Raw genomic sequence first — 18,894 nt, 5'->3', positions numbered from 1 at the left:
AATACCATATTAACTCCCTTAATATCTGTGTTAAAACATAAATAGTTGTGTAAGTATAAAATGTTGAATTGTTAATGAATAATCTGTTAATGAATAAACTGTTAATCAATAACCTATTAATGAACAAAGAATCGGAAGGTCATGATGAAATTAGTTTATACACATGAAAATCACTTTATTGTCGGTAACATAAAGAACCTCATCGAAGCACAAGATATTAGTGTGTTTATTAAAAATGAGTTTTCACAAGGTGCGATGGGAGAAACGTCGGCGTTTGATTGTTGGCCTGAAATCTGGGTTTTTGATGACAACGATTTAGATGCCGCTACTGCGATAGTAAAGCAATCTCAACAATCAACAAATGCAGCTGATTGGGTTTGTACTCATTGTAATGAGAAAAATGATCCCGCTTTTGAAGTTTGCTGGCATTGTAATAATGAAGCTCCGTAGCATGCAATTTGCATCCTTAATGAATGCCTAATATTTCTTAATCATCAGATTAAAATAAGTGCACAAGTCTTGAATTCAAATAATAAGTCGATAGGTTTCTTTTGAATGTAGTAGAAATAAAATGGCAAGATACCATTCCAGTTCGTCATCAAGTTTTATGGCCACATAAAGCGCCTGAGTTCTGTCTAGTGGAAGGTGATGAGCAAGCTTTACATTTTGCTGTACTGAATAACCAAAACATAGTGTGCGTTGCCTCCCTTTATATCGATAATCATACCGCTCGATTAAGAAAATTCGCTACGCTAGATGCTTTTCAAGGCAAAGGCATTGGTTCTACTATGATCAACCATCTCATTAATAACTTAAAGCAACAGGGGATTAATTACTTATGGTTTGATGCAAGAGAGTCTGCGTTAGGTTTCTATCAACGTTTTGGTTTTGAAACGACAGGGCAGTTATTTTATAAGAGTGATGTTGCCTATTATAAAATGTGTAAAAGCTTATAAATTTATAAGCTTTTATTAAACTCGTTTAATGGCTTAATCACTAAATCCTTGGTGGATAAATTGATGTCTTAGCTGCACAAAATCTCCTTCTTTACATGCTAGAAACTTCATTGCAAATTCATAACCTTCTTCTTTAAACTTATCCAGTTTAGCTAATTCATACTCATTCATAATAATGTGCATGGCTTCTTGGACCAGTTCTTCTTCATCTTCGCCAATCAATGTTTCAGGTGGATCAAAATGAGTGACCATCCAATCTTGTAATTGTGCGTTATCAATTTTCTTTTGATTCCACTGAGTCAGGGTATCAACAAGTTGCTTTTTAGTGATAATAGGTTGAGTCATTGTTTTTCTCATTTAGTTACTTTAATTGCGATCATAACTGATAGTGTTGTCTATAACTACCCGGAGATCTTACTAATTCGATTGAGAGCATACTGACGTTATGTGTTACTTATTCTTAGTGGCATTTTGATCATCAAATGATTGAAACTCTAAATGGGTTATTGTAAGTTTGAAAGTACAATTTTCATTGCAGCCTCGAGGTTATTGAAAAGTGTTCTCTTTAATGGTCATCACATCAACACTATTAAAAGATTCATCACGTGATCCTTTTAAATAGCGGTATTTTATTCTGCACTTATGATCTGAATCGAAGACATCTTTATTTAATGAAATAATCATAAATACAATCTTCACTTTTTATACTATATTAAGTGCTTGTTATGTGAATTTAAGAATGATGAATACCGTATGGGGTCATGGGTTATCTATTCAGTAGGTTATTTAGTTTCAAATACGCATATGTATTTATATCGGTCAAATTATTAAAACTTATCCTATTTAAGCCATACCACCTTATTAATAAGCGATCACATATCACTGGCGTATAAATAAAAGTTGGAGAGTTCGAGAGATGGAAGTGTCAAAGATAGACAATCGAGAACTTACTCGTTTAAATCAAGTCAATTGCGGTGAAATCATACATCTACAAATCATTACCGCTACTAAGCCAATTCGCTTGAAAACACGTTTAATTGGTGTCGATCCAAATATGTCAGTGATTTTAGCGTTTGGCAATGATCCAAGCTGGATAAAAGCGTTACCGCACATTAAAGAAACTAATGATGTCATTGTACGTTTTATGAATAATGACCAACAACAAGCTAGCGTTGTTGCTTTTCGATCTTCAATACAAAAAATTATGACGATCATGGGGCGTTGGTTAGTATTAGACTATCCGAAAACGATTGAGTCAGCGACATTACGACAACATCGACGAGTTGATGTGAGTGTTGAAGCTTCAATGGTTGATTCAGAAACGAAGGCGGTTATAGCGAATGGTGTGTTGATTGATTTATCTATTCAAGGATGTGCTTTTGTCAGTAAAAAAGAAAAGAGTTTAACCGTAGGCACTGTCTATGAACTGTGTATTGATCTTGAAGAAGGGAGCAAAAAGATTTGTCTTTCAGTGGCATTGAAAAATATAAATAACTTAAACGTTAATGATGAAGTGCAATGCGGTCTTGTTTTTATGACCCCAGAAACAGAAGCTAAAGCAAGTATTCAAGAATTGTTATTACATCATTTACAAAAATAAGGTTTACCTGTCGGCAAATAAAATACCCATCAACAGATAACCTTATCTCATTTCGCTAATACACTAATTTAAAAGCAGTTTAATGCCCCTTTGTTAATGTTCCTCAATAGTATTTCTAATAACCTACACTTAATGCAGAGGGCCTACGTGGATCAGATGCACCGTATAAACCCGTCTCAGATTTCATGATGCTTTGTGTGCTTCCCATAGCAGACTGTACTTTTAACTCATGGCCTTTTTCTTCTAATATTTTAATTGTATCGGCACTTAAACCTGATTCAATACGAATATAATCCGGCAACCACTGATGATGGATACGTGTTGCAGAGCTTGCTTCTGCAATGTTCATATCATAATCAATTACATTAGAAATAACTTGTAATGTGGTGGTGATAATACGAGAACCACCTGGTGTACCCGTTACCATAAACAACGCATTATCTTTTAAAATAACAGTAGGGCTCATTGAACTAAGAGGGCGTTTACCAGGGGCGATAGCATTAGCTTCTCCGCCAATTAATCCATAACCATTAGCGTGACCAGGTTTAGATGAAAAGTCATCCATTTCATTGTTTAATAGTACGCCAGTCCCTTTAGCAACAATCCCTGATCCATAGCTATAATTTAGTGTATACGTATTGCTTGCTGCATTACCCCATTTATCCACGACACTAAAATGTGTTGTTTGGTCACTTTCATAAGGCAAGTTAGCATCAGGTTGAATATCTTTGCTTGATGTCGCTTTGTTTGGGTCAATGGTTTCCACTAATTGTTTTGCATATTTTTTACTGGTCAGTGTTTTCACCGGGACTTTTACAAAATCACTATCACCTAAATGTAAGCTACGGTCTGCATAAGCACGGCGCATACTTTCAACCATGGTATGGATATGTTGTGCACTGTTATGCCCCATGGCAGCTAAGTCATAGTTTTCGAGCATATTTAATATTTGCACTATATGTACGCCACCTGAAGACGGTGGCGGCATAGAAAACACTTCATAACCTCGGTAGGTTCCTTTAATCGCTTCACGATCGACAACGTTGTAGTTTTTCAAATCTTTTTCTGTTACCACACCATTGGCTTCTTGAATACTACTCGCGATTGCTTTTGCAATATCACCTTCATAAAAGCCTTTTTCGCCCTCTTTACTGATGATCGACAGTGTCTTCGCTAAGTCTTCTTGTTTAAGAATATCGCCAGGTTGATAGTTTGAACCATCTTCTTTAAAGAATATTTCACGAGTCGTTGGCCATTTGCTTAATCGTTCTTTTAAGGCATTAAGTGAGGTTGCTAAATCAGCGGTGACGACAATCCCTTCTTTCGCTAACTTAATAGAAGGGGCAATTAACTGTTCTCTAGACATCGTACCGAAGGTTTTTCGTGCATGTTCTAAGCCCATTACGGTACCCGGAGTACCGATAGCTAAACCGTGAAAAGTCGACAAATTAGGAATAACATCACCATTTTCGTCAAGATACATATCTCGAGAAGCATCCGCTGGTGCTTTTTCTCTGTAATCGATAGCAACAACTTGTTCTTTGTCAGCTAGATACACCAACATAAAGCCACCACCACCTAGATTACCCGCTCTTGGCAGCGTAACGGCTAATGCATACCCAACCGCAACGGCTGCATCAATGGCATTACCACCTTGCTTTAAAATATCTAACCCGATATTAGTCGCAATCGCTTCCTGTGAAGCCACCATACCACTTTTCGCCCATACAGGATGATGGATGGCCATTTGACTGTAGATTGCTGTCTGTGGCGCAGCGGTTGTAGTGGTTGCTGCAAATGCAGATGGGGTAATCGCAAGTAGCGAAAAGGATAAAACAGCGAAGTTGAGAGGGTGAGATATTTTATTTTTAATCAGAGCTAACATAGTGATGTTCCTTATTTAAAAGTAAAGTTTCCGTTTCTTCTTATTGTTATATTGCTATGGTTATGCGTTTAAAGCTAGGTGTAACAGTGTTGTTCTTTTATGTAAGTGCAAACAGATTGTGGGGTTAAAAAGTTAATGCTTCGCTTTGCGGCTAGTAGATTACGAATTTGAGAAGACGAAATAGCTAATTGGCTGGTGCTTTGAAAGTAGATAAATCCAGCTAAAGCGTCATGTAATAATGCAGGATTTTGTATTTGATGTTTGCTTAAAAGCTCACTGACAACATCATTGAATGTAGGATCCCAACCAGGTCTATGGCTAACCACTATATGGCAATAATTTAATATTTCTTGATATTGATACCAGCTATTAAAGTGAATTAATGAATCCATCCCCATAATAAAGCAGATCGGGGTATCTGGATATTGCTGTCGTATTAACTTCAACGTATCAATCGTATAGCTGGGAGTTGAGCGAAGAAGCTCTTGCGTATTGAGTTGTAACTCTGGTGTTTCTTTAATCGCAAGCTTAACCATTTCAATGCGTTGTTCTGTACTGGCTAAGGTTTTTTCTTTATGTGGGGCGATATAATTTGGCAGTAAATATAATGACTGTAAATTCAGTGCTTGTTGAATTTCTAATGCTGGGCGTAAATGGCCAAAATGGATGGGGTCAAATGTCCCCCCTAAAAAACCTATTGCTGTACAGCCATTAATTTTCATTTACTTCCTTTATTTTAAAAATTGATAACAAATAGCATTCAATTGTAACCAAGTATCTGTTTTATTTTCAACTTTGACTGAAACCTCTAATTGAGCACACTCAATAAGCATTTTTTCTAATTGTAGTGTGCTTAAACGATTTAGTGCATTGGTTAATAAAGCTTGTTTAGCTGGCCACAATTTAGGTTTTTGTTGTGCAAATAGTGATGGTAATGGTTGTGTTTGCATCTGATACGAATATGAAAGCAGTTTCTGAATTTCACTGGCTAATGTCGCGCTCAGTAACAACAACTCTGTGCCTTCAGCCTGTAATTGCTTAATAATCCGCGCATTTCGTGCTTTTTCACCGGCTAATAAACTATCTACCCATTGGAATAAGCTAAAATGGTTATGCGTTGTAATACTTTGTTCTACTTGGGTTAAATGTAAATGTTGTTTTGGAAAAAGGATAGATAATTTTTCAATTTCTTGCTTTGCTGCTAATAAGTTACCTTCAAAATGTAACGTTAAAAAATCAATAACTTCATTGTCAGCCGTCAACTCAACAAATCGTAATCGTTGAAATAACCATTGTGGGAAACGTTGTGGCATTAATGCATTAGTTGCAACAAAGATCCCCTGTTGCTCTAGTTTATTGAACCAAACGCTTTTTAATTGTTGCGCATTGAGTTTGGGACCTTTGAGTACCAATAAAATATCAGGATTTAAAAGGGGTGTGATCTCCCTAATGAAGTCAGTATTTTCTTTGGTGGTTTTACTGAGCGTTAACTCAATAATTTGACGTTCAGAAAACAATGATAGGGTATTGAATTGGCTGAATATTTGGTCTTTATCAAAATTACCGTCCAAGCTATAACTAAAGCGTTCTAGAAAGCCTAGTGCTTTTGCTTTAGCTTGAATTTGTTCAAAGGCCTCAATGGTTAATAATGCTTCATCACCAAATATCAAACAGCAGCTAGGCAGTTTTTGTTGGATCTGTTGTGCCAGCTGCTCAGGATAAACTCTCATAAAAAATTACTCAGCCGTTTGGTTTTCTATACTCAACATCGTAGCAAGAATATGATCTGCTGCAACGCCTCGTAATTCTTTAATTAATAGTTCTTGTTCACGTGATTTTGCTAATGCTTGTGAAGAGTCATAGAGAAAATCTCGGTATAAGTTTACGTCAAAATCTTTTGCTGTGTAGTTAGGCATTTTTAGAGAATATTTCATCACATAACCAATCTCTTTTTCTGCATTTTGTGCCGTTGCATATAACGAGATAGTACGTTCACTTTGACTTTCTGATTTGAGCCTTAACACTGCCGCATCCGCTTTCGGTTCAGTTAATATTTTAATACTTGCGCCACGCAAACGTAATTTAACAAGGCGTGTTAAATCACCTTTAGGATTATTTGTTTGTAAGTATATTTCAGGGAATTTTTCCACTAAACCATTATTGTGCTTAAGGTGAAAGCCACAACCACTTAATAATAAGGTCATTGCGATAGTTATTAATAGCATTGCGCGACGATAAAAAGCTCGAGAGTAAATTGAATGCATAAAAAGCCTTTTGTAATGTTTAATAGAATAAAATAAGTCGGTTATCTAGCTATTTAGTTATTTAGCTATTGAAAATCAGGTTATAGACTTCGTTTGTTTTGAGTTTATCTCACCAGTGTTTTGTATGGTATGAGACATTACAAAACAACAGACATAAAAATTAAAGGTCATCAATAATATTAACAAGCCTGATTAATAATAAACCTCTTATTACTAATAATAAGAGGTTTATTAAATCATTAAAAACTAATCGCTTGTATCAGTTTTAGACCAGTAAATTGAATATCTAGCTTAATTAATTAGCCACAATATTCAATAATTTACCCGGTACATAAATTACTTTACGAACCGTTTTATCAGTCGTGAATTTACTCACGTTGTCATCTTCATTCGCAAGTGCTTCTACTTCTTCTTGTGTAGCATCAGCTGCAACCGTTAATTTTGCACGTAATTTGCCATTAACTTGTACGATGATCAGTTTTGAATCTTCTACTAATGCTGACTCATCAACCGTCGGCCAAGGCGCAGATAAAATATCATCTTCAGAACCTAATAAAGTAAATAGTTCTGCACAAATATGCGGTGTGATTGGAGATAACAATTTAGTCACTGCTAACAAAGCTTCCTGTAAAATAGCGCGATCTTGTGCTGCTTCAGTTGGCGCTTTAGTCAGTTTATTCATTAACTCCATGACCGCAGCAATCGCAGTATTAAAGGTTTGACGACGACCAACATCATCACTCACTTTAGCAATTGTTTTGTGTAATTCACGGCGTAATGTTTTTTGTTCATTATTAAATGCTTTAATATCTAATGGCGCAACGTCACCTAATGAAACATGGTCAAATGCTAATTTCCATAAACGCTTAAGGAAACGTAATGAACCTTCTAACGCAGAGTCAGACCACTCTAACGTTTGCTCAGCCGGTGCAGCAAACATCATAAATAAACGCACGCTGTCTGCGCCGTATTTATCAATCATCACTTGCGGGTCGATACCGTTATTTTTTGATTTAGACATCTTACTCATACCGTCATAAATCAATACTTGGCCATCGGCTGTTTTAGCTGAAATGACTTTACCTTTCGCATCTGTCTCAGTAATGGCTTCTGTTGGAGATACCCAGACTTTACCGCCTTTTGCATCTTCATAGTAATAAGCATCTGCTAATACCATGCCTTGCGTTAATAGCTTCTTATAAGGTTCATCGCTGTTAACTAATCCAAAATCACGTAATAATTTATGGAAGAAGCGAGAATATAAAAGATGTAAAATAGCGTGCTCAATACCACCAATGTACTGATCAACCGGTAACCAATAGTTAGCTTTAGCAGGATCTAACATTTTATCGTCACTTTGTGGTGAACAATAACGTGCGTAATACCAGCTTGATTCCATAAAGGTATCAAAGGTATCAGTTTCATGCGTAGCAGGTTGACCGTTATAAGTTGTTTTAGCCCACTCGAGGTCAGCTTTAATCGGTGAAACAATGCCATTCATGGTGACATCTTCAGGCAAGATAACCGGCAATTGATCTTCAGGTACAGGTACAACGGTACCATCTTCAAGTGTTAACGTTGGGATTGGTGCACCCCAGTAACGTTGACGAGAAACACCCCAATCACGAAGACGGAAGTTAACTTGACGTTTACCTTTGTTCTCAGCTGCTAATCGCGCTTCTACTGCGTCAAATGCCGCATCAAACGCTAAACCTTCTAGTGCAGTAAAATCACCAGAGTTGAAACACACGCCTTTTTCAGTAAACGCTTCAATTGACACATCAACGTCTGCATCAGCAGGTTTGATCACAGCTTTAATATCTAAACCGTATTCTTTAGCAAATTCATAATCACGTTGGTCATGTGCAGGAACAGACATAACTGCACCAGAGCCGTAACCCATCAATACAAAGTTAGCTGTCCAAATTGGCACTTCTAAACCGGTAATAGGGTGGATAGCTTTAAGGCCAGTATCAACACCGACTTTAGCCATTGTTGCTAATTCAGCTTCGGCTAATTTAACATTTTTACAGCTTTCACAGAATGCCGCTAATGTTGGGTTAGATTTTGCTGCTTCTAACGCTAAAGGATGTTGTGCTGCTACAGCAACATAAGTGACACCCATTACCGTATCAGGACGTGTTGTGTAAACAGAGAAAGTTTCATCGCTGTTTGCCACTTTAAAGTCCATCTCGATACCTTCAGAGCGACCAATCCAGTTGCGTTGCATGGTACGTACTTGCTCAGGCCATTCTTCTAACTGGTCTAAATCATCTAATAATTCTTGAGCGTAAGCGGTAATTTTAATAAACCACTGTGGAATTTCTTTTTGCTCGACAATGGCACCTGAACGCCAACCGCGACCATCGATAACTTGTTCATTGGCTAATACTGTTTGGTCAACAGGATCCCAGTTTACCGTTGCCATTTTTTTGTAAACTAAATCTTTTTCTAATAGCTTAGTGAAGAACCATTGTTCCCAACGGTAGTACTCTGGCTGACAAGTCGCTAATTCACGGCTCCAGTCATAACCAAAACCTAACTGTTTAAGCTGTGTTTTCATATAAGCTATGTTTTCATAAGTCCAACCTGCTGGTGCAGTATTGTTCTTAAGTGCTGCATTTTCTGCTGGTAAGCCAAATGCATCCCAACCCATAGGTTGCATAACATTTTTACCCTGCATACGTTGGAAACGAGACACAACATCGCCAATCGTATAATTACGCACATGACCCATGTGTAATTTGCCACTTGGGTAAGGAAACATCGAGAGGCAGTAATATTTTTCTTTAGATGGGTCTTCAGTCGCTTTAAATGATTGATTGTCATCCCAATGTTTTTGGAATTTAGCTTCAATCTCTTTAGGGTTGTATAACTCTTGCATATTAAGTCTGCCTGCAATGAAAATAAATTAATAAGGGCTGTAGGATACAGGAGCAGTTGCTTAGCAACAATATTTATGAGAAATGAAGCCTGATTTTTTAAAAAAGTTGAATTTTTGCGAAAGAAAACAGATTAAAAAGTGATTTTTTAGATATAAATTGATGAAATTGTCGTAAAATAAAAGGGATAAGGACTTTCTAAAAAATAATAAGGTGGAGACCAATGACTAAATCAGATAAAGAATTATTAATAAATGATCAGGAATTCGAGTTATTGTCTGAAATGTTATTGGATACAGAGATTAGCGATAACAAAGAGCTAAATTATGATATCTCATCAACATCAGGAAAAGATGCTTTACTGTTTCAGCTTGGTCTAGCAGATGACTTACAACTTGTTGCTAATTACGGAAGTCACCATCTTATTTTTCCAGTACAAATGAAAATGGGTGACTTCACTAATTTTAGCATGACCCTCAAGTCTCCTAAAATTTATGAAACGGGTGATAAATTACGTTCTTGGCGTTTATCGGCAGATAAAACCATGAGAATCGTTAATGAAAAAGGCGAGCTTTTACCTTACCGCGTTAAGGACCTCTCAGCATCTGGTATCTCTCTATTAATTGATGATCCTGAAAACGAATCATTGCCACTAACCCTAAGCAATATTTATTTACAATTACCTGACCGTCAAAGATTGGCTATTTGTGGATCACAAATACGCCGTATTGATAAATACACCGTGGCTTATTCATTAGGTAAAGAGAGCGATGACGAAATGCTTTCTGCTTTAACTGAATATCTATTTGAGTGTCATGCGGAACAACATCCAGATGCGCACATCAACAGATTCAAGTAAACAGTTAGTATAATAACTATACAGAGTGATTTTTATTTAAACGGTTTGTTTGATTATTCGCCAAACGATTTTTTTTTACAAAAAGTTCCTTTACAAACAAGGCTTAAACTCTGTATTATTCGTCTCGTTCTGCGGAGGGGTGGCAGAGCGGCTGAATGCACTGGTCTTGAAAACCAGCGAGGGTTAATAGCTCTCCGAGAGTTCAAATCTCTCCTCCTCCGCCACATTAAGAAAAAGGGCTTCTCATTTGAGAAGCCCTTTTTCGTTTCAGTAACATTAGAAAAGGCTCATGACTGAAAAGTAATGAGCCTTTTTACTTTCTCGGTTTTGATTGTTCTTCAGTGTTAACTTTTCCCTTCTTATAAACTACCCTACATTGATATACCAGATGGATGGCATATCAAATTTCCGTTGTTAATACAGGCTAATTCAATACATCTATATGATGAGTATTTTCTGGATTCAAATGATAACTGCATTTCTTAGTGTTTAGACGTTATATACTTTAATGTTGAGGTTACCAAGTAGTTTGATGGTGCTATATTTTAATTGATCAGTGCTTTAATTTATTTTTTGGGGTAAAAGAGTATTTACATAACTTCTTTTGCTGAATCAATACTCACCTTCTTTGTCGCTTTTTAGGGATAGCCCATGAATATCGATATGTTAATAATATACGTCTTCGTTGCCTTTTTTTATATCATCAGTCCTGGCCCTGCCATTTTACTCGCTATTTATAATGGTGCTGTTAACGGCAATAAAGTCGTGATGGTCTCTGCCCTTGGCAATATTATTGGCTTAATGATGTTGTCAATATTGTCAATATTGTCGATCAGTGGTCTTAGTGCGATCCTTTTATCCTCTTCGACTTTATTTCTTATGGTTAAAATAGTGGGTGCTTTTTATCTTATTTATTTAGGGTGTCGACAGTTATTTTCAAACAATAAACGCTCAAAAGAAATATCAGTTATCAACAATAACCGACCTTTAATCTCTTACTTCAAAGAAGGGTTTTTAGTCGCAGCGACAAACCCTAAACCAATATTGTTCTTTGTTGCATTGTTCCCTCAGTTTTTAGATACAACTTATTCAATTATGCCTCAATTTATCATTATGACGGCTATATTCATGGTCTTTTCATTTCTATCATTATCTTGTTATGGCTATTTAGCGCAAAGAGCAAAGGGAGCGCTATCAAATATCAATAACATGAAATGGTTCCACAGAATCAGTGGTGGTTTATTTGTTGGTATGGGGACAAGTGTTTTATTTATTAAACATTAAAATACCTGAGCATCTGTACTTTATGATTGGCGATACTTTAAATCATTTTCAAATGACCTCATTAAGCTAATTAATCTATTAATTCAATATGTATTGCCTACATGAAGACTAACATTCAAATAGCCTAGGGGCAGGGGAAGATAGATACTGGTCATAGTAAACTAACATCATCAATATTTTTCTAATTAGATTTAGTTTTAATAACAAACATATCTAACAACACGCTTTAACAACACATCTCACAAAAAAACAACACATCTCACAAAAAAACAACACACTGGTGCGATTATCAAATCTCTTCTTAACGTTAAATAAGTTTAATCACTTAAACTTTGTAAATCTCATATTAAACGCAGTTTATTTTATACACCTTCTCTCCTTTCAAATGACCTGTTTTTATAAATAATATTGACGAAGTAGAGTGATTGCTCTACTAAGGGTTTCATTTATGCTTAAAGAGAAAATCACTGCGTCTCTGGAAAAAGAGTTCAGCCAATATGGATTTGCAGAGCCAAGCGTTGCCCAATTAAAAACAGCGTGTAATGTCAGTTTACGAACGTTATACAAATATTACCCATCCAAAGAGATGATGATAGTTGCTGCTTTGAACTACAGGCATCAACGATATATTACTTTTCTACAAGATGACTCAACCTCTGACGGCGTTGAATCCATTCTTAATATTTTTAATAAGCTCGAACAATGGATGGAGGAATTTGCTCCCCATGGTTGCTTATCGATCAATGCAATTGCTGCTTTTCCTGATAATGCTGATATAGCAAGTGCCGTAAAATCTCATAAACAAGCGGTACGTATTTTTATTGCTCAGAAAAGCCAGCGAGAAGATCTTGCAACAGCACTTTTTCTGCTACATGAAGGGGGTTCTAATGCATGGCCTGTATTGGGCGCTGAAACAATAACATCAGCTAAACAAACAATTTCACAACTTATGGAGACAAATAAATAATGACTAATATTCCTAAAACAATGAAAGGCATCGAACTTACCGGATATGGTGACATTGATATGCAACAATACAGCTGTGACGTAGCGGTTCCTACACCGAAAAACAACGAAGTATTGATCAAGGTGTCTGCTGCTGGCGTTAATAATACTGATATTAATACGCGTATTGGTTGGTATTCAAAGGGGGATGAAAATGATTTAAATTCGAGCTGGTCTGGAAATCAACTGAACTTCCCTCGTATTCAAGGTGCAGATGTTTGTGGAACGATTGTTAGTGTTGGTGAAGGCATTAGTGAAGAGCGTATTGGCGAGCGAGCATTGATTGAACCTTGTCTTAAAGAAGCGGGTGGTCAAACACTTCATTCACCTTGGTACTTTGGATCTGAGTGCGATGGTGGGTTTTCAGAATATACTGTGGTGGCCTCAAAACATGCTTACGACATAAACAGTACATTATCTGATATTGAATTAGCGTCTTTTCCTTGTTCATATTCTACAGCTGAAAACATGATGGTGCGCTCTCAAGTAACATCAAAAGATAAAGTGCTGATTACTGGTGCGTCAGGTGGTGTTGGCTCTGCTGCTATTCAACTTGCAAAAGCACGTGGGGCTTACGTCATTGCCGTCACTAGCCCAAGTAAAAATCAACAATTATTAGATTTAGGCGTCGATCAAGTTATCGCTAGAGACGCTAATTTATCTGACGTATTAGGTGAAAGTAGTGTTGATGTAGTGATTGATCTCGTTGCTGGAAAGCAGTGGTCGCAATTGTTAGACGTGTTAAAACCTAAAGGTCGATATGCTGTATCTGGTGCGATTGGTGGGGCGCTAGTTGAATTAGATGTTAGAACTCTGTATTTAAAAGATTTAAGCTTTTTTGGATGTACCGTACTCGAACCCAAGGTCTTTAAAAGTTTAATAAATTGGATTGAACAAGGCAAAATTAAGCCAATCGTCGCGGCTACTTTTCCACTGGAAGAGATAAATAAAGCGCAAGATACGTTTTTGAAAAAGGCACATGTAGGTAAAATTGTGCTTAAGGTCTCTGAGTAAAATCGAGTCGTGGATATGTCTCTATCAAGACTATTTGTGATGGCTTATTATAAATGAACCATCACATACAAAGAGTTGCTAAAGTGCTTTTTGTTGCTCGTTTATTATGGTGGATTTAATGGCTCATTTATAGAGGTTCACTATGTCTGTTTGTCCTTACAGTCATGATATTCTTGCTGTTTAATACCATTATCTCGCACTATAGCGTCCTGGTTTATGGTTTATAACCAGTATCAGGTTATAAGAAATGGCACCGACAATGGATAAAACGATAGCATTCCAATCCACAATAAAAATGGCGAGAATGAGGACAATGCAATCTACTGCCATTTGAAATTTACCAATGGATATAGAATATTTTTGTGCTAAGTATTGGGCGAGAATAGTCAGTCCGCCTAAGCTTGCTTGGTGTCTAAATAATCCGAGTAAACCAGAGCCAACTAATAACCCTCCAATAAAAGCCGCATATATTGGGTCTAAAAATTTAAATTGCATAAAAGCAGGCGCATATTCGACAAAAATAGACAGTAGAAAAACAGAGATGAATGTTTTTAGTGTAAACGCTAACCCAAGCTGTCGATATGATAAATAATAAAAGGGTAGGTTGATAACAAAAAACACATCACTGAATGAATATGAAGAGGCATATTGTCCTAAAAATGCTAACCCTGCAGTGCCCCCAATAAGCAATCCTGTTGATTTAAAAAACGTAATGCCAAGTGCAGCGAGAAGCGTGCCAATTAATATGCCTTGAGCATCTTCAAATAATGAGTGTTGAGCTGATTTAGTAGACATAACAAGCCTAATTATACGTTCAGTAATAAAAGTAAGTATAAATTCATTTGTGTTGAATGTATGAAAGGTTGTGAAAAATGAGTCTTTATCATCAGTGCTTTCAATACTTGAATTAAAGTAATAAACCTTTAGTCGTTAATAATGACTAAAGGTAATGATTAAATATTAAGGAGCAATAATTAGACCAATAATTAATAGACGTTACCTTACTAGCAACGCCGCTAATTTAGTTCTGTTTAGGTGATATAACAAGCTCATTCATACACTAAATTGCATTAATATGGTGCAGTAATTACACATATTTGCATTGAAATCGAACACTTTATTTAAGTCAAATTGCACTTTCATTAACCAGAATTGAGGTTAAATGAGTAATTATTCTTTCATTTTTGATGCTCTAATTTGAGCGGTTACTTTTTTAATAAATTCGGGCATATTTGTTAAACGATCGACTTGAATTTTTTGTGCAATGCTCGATTGACCCATCGTCTCATTCCACTCTTCCATGCCTGGTATTTCTGCCAGTACATCCCATTCAAGTTGGCTAGGAGCAAATTTACTAACAATGCTATTAACGTAATATACGTAAATATCAGCCATCGTAAATTGCTCACCTGCAATCCATGGTGAAAATTGAGATAAATGACTTAATGCAGTAATACCACGTTTTAATACTTGGCGTACTTCTATCTTAACCGACTCTGGTGCTTCAGTACCGGAAAAGGCATAAGGTATAAAGCGTCTACTTGGCAATTCAAAATAAAGCTCTGCTATTTTCATTATTTGACGGACAACAGCACGTTCGCCACTGTTTTCAGGATAGAGTTGAATGTCAGGATAGGTCTCTTCCAGAAAGTCACAAATAACACTCGATTCTGAAATGTTAAGCCCATCAGGCGTTGTGATTGCGGGTACTTTGCCTACTGGACTAATAGCTAATAGTTCTTTGCTGCCCGCGTAAAGGAGATTTTCTTGAAATGGTAATTGTTTATAGAGAAGTACATGTTTCACTATATTGTAATAGTTACTAGCGGCAAAACCGTGCAAAATTATCATAACTCTCTCTTCTATTGTTAAGGTGAAATATTTTTATAAAACATGCACATTAAGGCACTTCAACTGTAATCGGGTGTAATTTTTACGTTTAAAACATTATTACTGGTCTTAATGTGATCATATATAAGCTTACTGTGAATCAGTATTGCTTTTAAAACAACAACTTTTAAAACAACATAATTGATCTTAAAACAACCGCAATGCGAACACTCGCAGATCTAAATTCAGGTCTGAATATAATGTGTTGCTTTTAGTGATCGCCTTAGGCAAAGCTAATAATCACTAATGGCGTTATTTTGTATTAGGTGTAAAAAATGAACTTATGATATATTTTAAAAATAACAAATAAAAATCATTTTTCTTTAAGTCTATTATGCAAGAAATTGAAACATCTAGTTTAAAAGCAAAAACTAACGACAATACGGAATTAGAGTTTACTCAAAAAAAGTACCTTTAAATGTCTCTGGTGCAGTGCTTGAGAAGCAATATATATTAGATGATGGAGGCTTTCTCTTATTGTCGACGGATAACTGTGCGTTTGAAGAACAGTTACATTTAACTTTTGTTAGTAGGGATTTTAGGCTTCTAGATAGTATTGACCTTGGTTTCGAGTATCTATCTGGGATCCTAGAGAATGTCCGCGTCATAAATAATCGCACTATCGAATTTGATTTCTTTCCAAAAACGCGATATCGAGTTGTTATTAATAACTCGGGCAAGTTTATTTTTACGCATTCACTATCAGAAGTTCATTATTCTAAATCCATTTTTTCAAAGAAATATTTAACAATCTCTAAATTACCTTGCGAGGTTATTTGATGGTCTTTGTTGTATTGGGTACTAGAACGGCAAAAATAATAGTTAACCGACTATCGACGACTTAATCTACTCATTAATAAGAGGCTTTAATGAAAAAATTTATTTTCTTAATATACGTAATTTACTCAAGTTTTGCAGTGAGTGATGAAATTGATTGTAATAATATAATTAGCACGCTTGATATCAATTACTGTGCAGGTATTGAGTTAAACAAAGCAGAACTCCAAATGACGACCTACTTAGCTAAAAGTAAAGAAAAAAATAGCTACGATAAAGAGTTGATTACGGCTATTGATAAAGCTCAACAGGCATGGAAAGTCTATATTAAAGCGCATTGTGATTCTATTTATACTATGTGGAGAGAGGGCAGTATTAGAGGTGTTATGTCTTTAAATTGTAAAACTAAATTGACCAAGCAACGAACACATGAAATCTGGTCAAACTTTCTCACTTATATGGACAGTACACCCGCGGTATTGCCTGAACCAAAAACTTAAAGTAAACGTTTAATAAACCATTAAATTGGAGAACTAAAGTTATTAGTTCAGCATTTATGGAATATGACTTATTTGACATCTTTATTGTGATTTTTAAGTTTTATAGATAAGTTATTTAATAATTCATTCGCCCTGTATTTTCTTTTTATTTAAACGTTAATTGCTTAGATATTCTGTGTAATATAGGGCGACTTATAATAATAGTTTTAGAAAAGGGTGGTTATGATTCAGTTGTTTATTGGTGGTGTACGAAGTGGGAAGAGCGCTGCTGCAGAAACATTGTTAATAGAGCGTGTTAAATCCGACTGTTTAAAACCTGCCTATATTGCAACAAGTGTTGCTTTTGGTGACGAAACCATTGAGCGTATTGAGAAACATAAGCAAAGTCGTCAATCACAGTTTGATTTACCCATTGCTACGCACGAGTTAGATTACCAACAAGTTGACCTATTATCTGTTTTACAATCACTGAACTCACCAGACAATATCGTATTAATTGAATGCCTTTCTACTTGGGTAGGTTGGTATTTATGTTTAGACAATCCCTTAACGCAGAATTTAATCATACTTGAACAACAACAAGCTTTGTTACTGTCTTTTTTAGCGGCAGCTAAGTGTGATGTGATTATTGTGACAGGGGAAGTTGGTTGTGGCCTGATTGGTGAAACCCCTTTGCAACGACGGTATGCGGACAAATTAGGCGAGTTAAATCAAAAGGTTGCTGCTTTATCTGAGCATGTGTTTTTGGTGACTGCTGGTATTAAGCAAACACTTAAGTAGTTATTTATTTCTATTAGAACACTTCGATAACAATAACTTATAAAGGAAAACTGTTACAAAAATTATGTATCAATGCTTACGTAAATATTCTTAGCTTAGTGTTCTTATTTAAAAAACATTTATTCAATGTTTTCTTTTAAAGGCTGTTTAATTCGATGTCGCCGTTACACCGAATTATTGACAGGGTCTAAAACAATCGTGAGAGTTAGGTGGATATAGACCTAAATTTTGTATTGTTTTAAATAAAATTTAATTTTTTATATATTTCCCCTTTAAATCTTATTTTTGCTCCCCATATTATTATTTAACCTAGATGGGGAAACCCAAAAATTCTTAAAAAGAGAGAAAATATATGTCTGATTATACGACTCAAGAGCAACAAGCAAGTTACGGTATTGGTTTACAAATGGGTGAGCAACTTGCTTCTAATCCTTTTGACGGTCTAGAAATTTCAGCGGTTTCTGCAGGTATTGCTGATGCATTTGCTGGCGCAGAAAGTAAAGTTTCTCAACAAGATCTACAAGCGGCATTCCAAGTTATCTCTGAGCGTATGCAAGCAGCTGCTGCTGAGCAAGCTAAAGTATTAGGCGCGGCTGGTGAAGCATTCCTAGCTGAGAACGCTCAAAAAGAAGGCGTTACTGTTACTGCATCTGGTCTTCAATATGAAGTTATTGCAGAAGGCGAAGGCGAAAAGCCAACTGCTGAATCTACAGTAAGCGTTCATTACCACGGTTCTTTAATCGACGGTACAGTATTTGACAGTTCAGTTGAACGTGGTCAACCTGCTGAGTTCCCTGTAGGCGGTGTTATTGCTGGTTGGACTGAAGCATTACAATTAATGTCTCCAGGCGGAAAAATGAAATTAGCTATCCCTGCAGATCTTGCATACGGTGAGCGTGGCGCAGGTGCTGCAATCGGCCCACACGCAACATTAGTATTTGAAGTTGAATTATTAGCAATTAAATAATTTAATACTAGCGACATTAAGTTTTATGACTTAATGAGCTAAAAAGCCCTTATCTGGTGACAGATAAGGGCTTTTTTATTACCATCTTTTAGGCTATTGGCACATTATATTATTAGCTGACTTTTAACACTTAGGCCAAGAATATAAGTTCATGACTAAGTCATCCACCATTATCCATGAAGGTTGATTCGTTATTTTTAATATGACTCACTTGCCCATTTGAGAATGGCC

General features: G+C 36.1%; 18 protein-coding genes and 1 tRNA gene. 11 read left to right on the top strand and 8 right to left on the bottom strand.

Annotated elements, in window-relative coordinates; all coding sequences use genetic code 11:
* Window positions 1–141: 141 nt before the first annotated feature.
* Window positions 142–450 (top strand): DUF2007 domain-containing protein, encoded by a 309-nt coding sequence (locus Q0794_RS03440; protein ID WP_366522496.1) that lies wholly within the window; start codon window positions 142–144, stop codon window positions 448–450.
* Between the two features lie 101 nt (window positions 451–551).
* Window positions 552–956, top strand: coding sequence for a GNAT family N-acetyltransferase (locus tag Q0794_RS03435; protein WP_298940137.1), 405 nt, complete (start codon window positions 552–554; stop codon window positions 954–956).
* Window positions 957–989: 33 nt separating this feature from the next.
* Here the strand turns inward: Q0794_RS03435 and Q0794_RS03430 are convergent, their stop codons facing one another.
* A complete protein-coding gene (locus Q0794_RS03430; protein WP_298940136.1) occupies window positions 990–1,301 on the bottom strand; it encodes a hypothetical protein in 312 nt (103 codons plus the stop codon).
* 571 nt (window positions 1,302–1,872) lie between these two features.
* On the opposite strand from Q0794_RS03430, the gene Q0794_RS03425 reads away from it, so the two are divergent.
* Window positions 1,873–2,556, top strand: coding sequence for a PilZ domain-containing protein (locus tag Q0794_RS03425; RefSeq protein WP_298940135.1), 684 nt, complete (start codon window positions 1,873–1,875; stop codon window positions 2,554–2,556).
* Between the two features lie 115 nt (window positions 2,557–2,671).
* Here Q0794_RS03425 and ggt read toward each other — a convergent pair whose 3' ends face one another.
* From ggt to leuS, 5 genes are all read right to left on the bottom strand, one after another.
* Entirely contained in the window at window positions 2,672–4,441 is a 1,770-nt protein-coding gene (gene ggt, locus Q0794_RS03420) for a gamma-glutamyltransferase (RefSeq protein ID WP_298940133.1), read from the bottom strand.
* A 74-nt stretch (window positions 4,442–4,515) separates the two neighbouring features.
* Window positions 4,516–5,163: a nicotinate-nucleotide adenylyltransferase gene (nadD, locus tag Q0794_RS03415; RefSeq protein ID WP_298940132.1), complete on the bottom strand. Its 648-nt coding sequence runs from the start codon at window positions 5,161–5,163 to the stop codon at window positions 4,516–4,518.
* A 9-nt stretch (window positions 5,164–5,172) separates the two neighbouring features.
* The gene (gene holA / locus Q0794_RS03410) at window positions 5,173–6,171 is read right to left on the bottom strand and encodes a DNA polymerase III subunit delta (RefSeq protein ID WP_298940131.1); all 999 of its coding nucleotides are present in this window, start codon (window positions 6,169–6,171) and stop codon (window positions 5,173–5,175) included.
* Between the two features lie 6 nt (window positions 6,172–6,177).
* Entirely contained in the window at window positions 6,178–6,705 is a 528-nt protein-coding gene (gene lptE / locus Q0794_RS03405) for an LPS assembly lipoprotein LptE (RefSeq protein ID WP_298940129.1), read from the bottom strand.
* Between the two features lie 295 nt (window positions 6,706–7,000).
* Window positions 7,001–9,589: a leucine--tRNA ligase gene (gene leuS / locus Q0794_RS03400; protein WP_298940128.1), complete on the bottom strand. Its 2,589-nt coding sequence runs from the start codon at window positions 9,587–9,589 to the stop codon at window positions 7,001–7,003.
* 221 nt (window positions 9,590–9,810) lie between these two features.
* On the opposite strand from leuS, the gene Q0794_RS03395 reads away from it, so the two are divergent.
* The 5 genes from Q0794_RS03395 to Q0794_RS03375 all read left to right on the top strand — a co-directional run bounded on the left by Q0794_RS03395 (window position 9,811) and on the right by Q0794_RS03375 (window position 13,749).
* On the top strand, window positions 9,811–10,446 hold the full coding sequence (locus Q0794_RS03395; RefSeq protein ID WP_298940127.1) for a PilZ domain-containing protein: 636 nt from the start codon (window positions 9,811–9,813) through the stop codon (window positions 10,444–10,446).
* A gap of 133 nt (window positions 10,447–10,579) precedes the next feature.
* Window positions 10,580–10,670 (top strand) — tRNA-Ser (locus tag Q0794_RS03390).
* A 427-nt stretch (window positions 10,671–11,097) separates the two neighbouring features.
* On the top strand, window positions 11,098–11,730 hold the full coding sequence (locus tag Q0794_RS03385; RefSeq protein WP_298940126.1) for a LysE family translocator: 633 nt from the start codon (window positions 11,098–11,100) through the stop codon (window positions 11,728–11,730).
* Between the two features lie 448 nt (window positions 11,731–12,178).
* A complete protein-coding gene (locus Q0794_RS03380) occupies window positions 12,179–12,697 on the top strand; it encodes a TetR/AcrR family transcriptional regulator (RefSeq protein WP_298940266.1) in 519 nt (172 codons plus the stop codon).
* Window positions 12,697–13,749: an alcohol dehydrogenase family protein gene (locus Q0794_RS03375; protein WP_298940125.1), complete on the top strand. Its 1,053-nt coding sequence runs from the start codon at window positions 12,697–12,699 to the stop codon at window positions 13,747–13,749. Before Q0794_RS03380 ends, Q0794_RS03375 begins: the two co-directional genes overlap by 1 nt.
* A 189-nt stretch (window positions 13,750–13,938) precedes the next feature.
* Here Q0794_RS03375 and Q0794_RS03370 read toward each other — a convergent pair whose 3' ends face one another.
* Window positions 13,939–14,544: a YitT family protein gene (locus Q0794_RS03370; RefSeq protein ID WP_298940123.1), complete on the bottom strand. Its 606-nt coding sequence runs from the start codon at window positions 14,542–14,544 to the stop codon at window positions 13,939–13,941.
* Window positions 14,545–14,919: 375 nt separating this feature from the next.
* Window positions 14,920–15,600 (bottom strand): glutathione S-transferase family protein, encoded by a 681-nt coding sequence (locus Q0794_RS03365; protein WP_298940122.1) that lies wholly within the window; start codon window positions 15,598–15,600, stop codon window positions 14,920–14,922.
* A 908-nt stretch (window positions 15,601–16,508) separates the two neighbouring features.
* Here Q0794_RS03365 and Q0794_RS03360 point away from each other — a divergent pair.
* The 3 genes from Q0794_RS03360 (at window position 16,509) to Q0794_RS03350 (ending at window position 18,663) form a co-directional block, all read left to right on the top strand.
* Window positions 16,509–16,916, top strand: coding sequence for a lysozyme inhibitor LprI family protein (locus Q0794_RS03360; protein WP_298940121.1), 408 nt, complete (start codon window positions 16,509–16,511; stop codon window positions 16,914–16,916).
* 222 nt (window positions 16,917–17,138) lie between these two features.
* The gene (locus Q0794_RS03355; RefSeq protein WP_298940120.1) at window positions 17,139–17,696 is read left to right on the top strand and encodes a bifunctional adenosylcobinamide kinase/adenosylcobinamide-phosphate guanylyltransferase; all 558 of its coding nucleotides are present in this window, start codon (window positions 17,139–17,141) and stop codon (window positions 17,694–17,696) included.
* Between the two features lie 352 nt (window positions 17,697–18,048).
* On the top strand, window positions 18,049–18,663 hold the full coding sequence (locus tag Q0794_RS03350; protein WP_298940119.1) for an FKBP-type peptidyl-prolyl cis-trans isomerase: 615 nt from the start codon (window positions 18,049–18,051) through the stop codon (window positions 18,661–18,663).
* Window positions 18,664–18,894 lie beyond the last annotated feature (231 nt).

The organism is uncultured Psychromonas sp., from assembly GCF_947489755.1.
Taxonomy (GTDB): Bacteria; Pseudomonadota; Gammaproteobacteria; order Enterobacterales; family Psychromonadaceae; genus Psychromonas.
The sequence above is the reverse complement of the archived record's forward strand: the minus strand, read 5'-3'. Positions and strand labels throughout refer to the sequence as shown.

Excerpts from the sequence above, each read along its gene's own strand:
- Q0794_RS03395 (WP_298940127.1), top strand. The coding sequence starts at position 9,811 with ATGACTAAATCAGATAAAGAATTATTAATAAATGATCAGGAATTCGAG.
- Q0794_RS03380 (WP_298940266.1), top strand. The coding sequence starts at position 12,179 with ATGCTTAAAGAGAAAATCACTGCGTCTCTGGAAAAAGAGTTCAGCCAA.
- holA (WP_298940131.1), bottom strand. The coding sequence starts at position 6,171 with ATGAGAGTTTATCCTGAGCAGCTGGCACAACAGATCCAACAAAAACTG.
- leuS (WP_298940128.1), bottom strand. The coding sequence starts at position 9,589 with ATGCAAGAGTTATACAACCCTAAAGAGATTGAAGCTAAATTCCAAAAA.
- Q0794_RS03440 (WP_366522496.1), top strand. The coding sequence starts at position 142 with ATGATGAAATTAGTTTATACACATGAAAATCACTTTATTGTCGGTAAC.
- Q0794_RS03370 (WP_298940123.1), bottom strand. The coding sequence starts at position 14,544 with ATGTCTACTAAATCAGCTCAACACTCATTATTTGAAGATGCTCAAGGC.
- Q0794_RS03375 (WP_298940125.1), top strand. The coding sequence starts at position 12,697 with ATGACTAATATTCCTAAAACAATGAAAGGCATCGAACTTACCGGATAT.
- Q0794_RS03365 (WP_298940122.1), bottom strand. The coding sequence starts at position 15,600 with ATGATAATTTTGCACGGTTTTGCCGCTAGTAACTATTACAATATAGTG.
- Q0794_RS03350 (WP_298940119.1), top strand. The coding sequence starts at position 18,049 with ATGTCTGATTATACGACTCAAGAGCAACAAGCAAGTTACGGTATTGGT.
- nadD (WP_298940132.1), bottom strand. The coding sequence starts at position 5,163 with ATGAAAATTAATGGCTGTACAGCAATAGGTTTTTTAGGGGGGACATTT.
- ggt (WP_298940133.1), bottom strand. The coding sequence starts at position 4,441 with ATGTTAGCTCTGATTAAAAATAAAATATCTCACCCTCTCAACTTCGCT.
- Q0794_RS03355 (WP_298940120.1), top strand. The coding sequence starts at position 17,139 with ATGATTCAGTTGTTTATTGGTGGTGTACGAAGTGGGAAGAGCGCTGCT.
- Q0794_RS03425 (WP_298940135.1), top strand. The coding sequence starts at position 1,873 with ATGGAAGTGTCAAAGATAGACAATCGAGAACTTACTCGTTTAAATCAA.
- Q0794_RS03360 (WP_298940121.1), top strand. The coding sequence starts at position 16,509 with ATGAAAAAATTTATTTTCTTAATATACGTAATTTACTCAAGTTTTGCA.
- Q0794_RS03430 (WP_298940136.1), bottom strand. The coding sequence starts at position 1,301 with ATGACTCAACCTATTATCACTAAAAAGCAACTTGTTGATACCCTGACT.
- Q0794_RS03385 (WP_298940126.1), top strand. The coding sequence starts at position 11,098 with ATGAATATCGATATGTTAATAATATACGTCTTCGTTGCCTTTTTTTAT.
- lptE (WP_298940129.1), bottom strand. The coding sequence starts at position 6,705 with ATGCATTCAATTTACTCTCGAGCTTTTTATCGTCGCGCAATGCTATTA.